The organism is Parasedimentitalea nitratireducens (assembly GCF_057444295.1).
The window spans coordinates 1-1,607 of record NZ_JBYAXC010000036.1; the positions used below are offsets into that span (position 1 = coordinate 1).

At 51.2% G+C, this 1,607-nt stretch carries 1 protein-coding gene; it reads left to right on the forward strand.

The window, feature by feature from the left end:
• Nucleotides 1–445: 445 nt before the first annotated feature.
• On the forward strand, nt 446–1,607 hold a 1,162-nt coding region (locus AC2T28_RS24890; RefSeq protein ID WP_486751291.1), incomplete at its 3' end, for an FIST signal transduction protein.

Genomic DNA, 1,607 nt, shown 5'->3' on the forward strand with positions numbered 1-1,607 from the left:
CTTAGAACCCAAACTCATTCGACGTGCAGAACCAGAAGCAGTCCTAACCCACTTTTGTTGTACATATGTGCGTCACAAGGGAATACCGGCACTCACCGAAGAAGTCGGAAGGGGTTGCTGCCTGTGACTGGACCGTGCGGCTAGCTCGCACGGTCGTTCGAACTACCATCACGCGAGAAATTCGCATCTTGAATATTACATCAAGAGCAAGAGGTGCTCCTGAAAGGTGCATTTGCAAGAGTTACTGCCGAAATGGCTAAGAAAGTCAGACGCCTCGAAGAAACGTACTAGAATAAAACGGGAATAGAGGTGCTGAACCTTCAAAGGCGATTTGGTTGGGAGACTGCTATTGAGAGTTCATAGACTGCTTGTTGACACCTGCACCCAGCTGGAAAACCGGCTTGCGTCCTGTGATTTTCCGGACAGTGACCGGTTGCTGATACAGGTGTTTTCTGGTGTTCTACTCTCAACCGGCATCCGTGACATTCAAAGCGCCCTTGCGCAGCACTATCCAAGGGCTGCTGTTGTCGGCTGCACAACCGACGGAGCAATTAGTGGTGGCCGGGTTCACGATGGGGAAGCGGTGCTGTTTGTCTTTACTGAGTTCGCACATGTAGATTTGAACGTGTGCCTGTTGGCGCATGCAAGTGACAATCATTTTGCCACCGGGCAGAGGATTGCAACAAAAATTATGACAGCGTCCACCAAGGCAATCATCACCTTTTCCGACGGGCTTTTGACCAATGGAAAAGAATATATGAGAGCTTTCACCGAAACATGCCCCGGCGTCGTTGTGTCAGGAGGGATGGCAGCGGATGCAGGCAATGTGCAGGAGACCTTTGTATTCGATAAGACCGAAATCACCGACCATGGCGTCGTCGCCGTGGCACTAAACGGTGGGCATCTTCAACTACAGACTCACGAATGCTTCGACTGGACGCCGATGGGGCGCAAGATGCGCATCACCAAAGCCGAAGCAAACAGAGTGTACGAGATCGACGGCGTCCCAGCCAGGGACATTTACGCAAAATATCTTGGTACGCAGATTGCCAAAAAACTACCGAGAGGAGGCATCTCATTTCCATTGCTTGCCGAACGCGACGGTATCCTTGTCGGTGGTGCGGTCTCTGAGGTTGCTGAAGATGGCTCTCTGACCATGGGAGGTAACATAGGGGAGGGAGACAACGTCCGTTTTGGAGTTGGCAACGTAGACCTGATCCTCAGCAATACGACACGCAGGTTGGTAGAGGAGTTCACAAAAACCCATGAAGCATTGTTTGTCTATTCCTGCATGGGACGGCGCAGATTTCTGGGCGACGCCATAGCGGCGGAATTGTTGGCTTTGGAAAAAATTGCGCCAGCGGCGGGCTTTTTCACATATGGTGAGTTTTATTCCGGCGATAATGAGAATCTGCTGCTGACACATACCATGACGTTATTGGCAATGTCGGAAGAGACATCCAATCAGCGAGACATAACCGATCTTGGCAGAGGTTTGTTTGTTGAGGCGCCAAAACAGGACGCCATGTATGCAATGGCGCATCTTGCCAACAGGGTCACAACAGAACTGGAAGCGGCGCGCGAAAGTGAACTATTTAAGAACCAGC